Origin of the sequence: Neisseria sp. HMSC067H09 (genome assembly GCF_001814135.1) — a bacterium.
In the GTDB taxonomy this organism is placed as follows: domain Bacteria; phylum Pseudomonadota; class Gammaproteobacteria; order Burkholderiales; family Neisseriaceae; genus Neisseria.
Window position 1 is genome coordinate 29,152 of the sequence record NZ_KV814935.1, and the last position, 1,593, is coordinate 30,744.

At 52.0% G+C, this 1,593-nt stretch carries 2 protein-coding genes; both read right to left on the reverse strand.

The features are described 5' to 3' along the window. Positions 1 to 208: 208 nt before the first annotated feature. Positions 209 to 367 carry a hypothetical protein gene (locus tag HMPREF2954_RS12465; RefSeq protein ID WP_168165601.1) on the reverse strand — a complete coding sequence of 53 codons (159 nt, stop codon included), beginning with the start codon at positions 365 to 367 and terminating at the stop codon, positions 209 to 211. 662 nt (positions 368 to 1,029) lie between these two features. Further along, positions 1,030 to 1,419 carry an endonuclease domain-containing protein gene (locus HMPREF2954_RS08725; protein WP_045072353.1) on the reverse strand — a complete coding sequence of 130 codons (390 nt, stop codon included), beginning with the start codon at positions 1,417 to 1,419 and terminating at the stop codon, positions 1,030 to 1,032. Positions 1,420 to 1,593 lie beyond the last annotated feature (174 nt).

Genomic DNA, 1,593 nt, shown 5'->3' on the forward strand with positions numbered 1-1,593 from the left:
GGGAGGGCTGGGGAGAGGGCATTCTCCAAGTTGCGGCAACCTTTCTCAATTCCCGAACCGCCTAAAATACAAGCCTTGCGGCTTGTTGCCCTCTCTCTAGCTCTCTTCCACGGGGAGAGAGGACGGGGTGGCTGTTGGGGTTAAAGGTTCTGCGAGGAAAACAGGTTGTGCAGGCTGTTTTTTACTTTTCAGACGACCTGTTAAACGCTCAATTCAGCAAGCCGTAGCCCGCATGTAGGGTGTGTGTGGTACGCACGCGCTCCCCATTTTCCCTGTAACTCCAACCCACCGCGTGAGTGCCTTGCGGTACACACCCTACCGATGGGTTCAAAGGTCGTCTGAAAAAATCTCGCGGCGTTTGTTCCATCTGCCTTGCGATAAAGGCTATCTGAAAAATTCCTGCTGTTGATATTTCGGGCATTCTTTTTCAGACGACCTGCAACGCCTGAATCTGCTACAACCCGCTCCCTCCCCTGTGGGGGAGGGCTGGGGAGAGGGCATTCTCCAAGTTGCAGCAACCTTTCCCAAATCCCTTAGTCTCCTAAAATACAAGCCTTGCGGCTTGTTGCCCTCTTTCTAACTCTCTCCCACGGGGAGAGAGGACGGGGCGGCTGTTGGGGTTAAGGGTTCTGCGAGAAAACAGGTTGTATTGGCTGCTTTTTTCCTTTTCAGACGGCCTAAAATCAACGGTTGCAAACCCAAGTTGCTTTTCAAACCGCCTGAAACCGCAAAACCTGCTGCAACCCGCTCCCTCCCCCGTGGGGGAGGGCTGGGGAGAGGGCATTCTACGAATTGCGGTAATCTTTCCCAAATCCCTAACCGACCAAATACAAGCCTTGCGGCTTGTTGCCCTCTCTCTAGCTCTCTCCCGCGGGGAGAGAGGACGGGGTATCTGCTGGAATTAAGGGTTCTGCAAGGAAAACAAATTGTGCAGGCTGCTTTTTTTCTTTTCAGACGACCTTTATAAATGCTCAATTCAGGTAGCCTGCACTCTATAATTTTCAAAATCCAATCAAAATCGGCCATCTGCTACCGTGCAGGCTGTTTTTCCAATTCCTGCAACACGCGCAGGATTTCTGCCAGCACATCGTTTGTCTGCTGCAAAATCTCGTGATTCCAAAAACGCAGCACGGTAAAGCCCAGGCTGTTGAGATAGGCTGTCCGCGCGTGATCGTATGCGGCTTGTTCTGTGTGCTGCCCGCCGTCTGCTTCGACAATCAGCTTGGGCGTTACACACATAAAATCAACAATATAGTTTCCAATCGGCTGCTGGCGGCGGAATTTATAGCCGTTCAGACTGCCTGCCCGCAGGTGCTGCCACAATTTTGCTTCCGCCTCGCTCATTTCTTGACGCATGGCTTTGGCGCGTTGGCGCAGGGCGGGGTTGTCGGCGGTCAATAGTTTTTCGGGCGTGGTCATTTTTGTTATCGGGTGGGTGTTTGTGCAAGCCTTGCTGCCCTCTCCCTAGCCCTCTCCCACGGGAGAGGGGATGGGGTTGCTGATTGAATTAAATGTTGCGGCAAGACAATCTTTTTTCAGACGACCTTTTGCGTTTTTATTTTGCACAGGCCGTCTGAAAACTTCCTTAAAAAC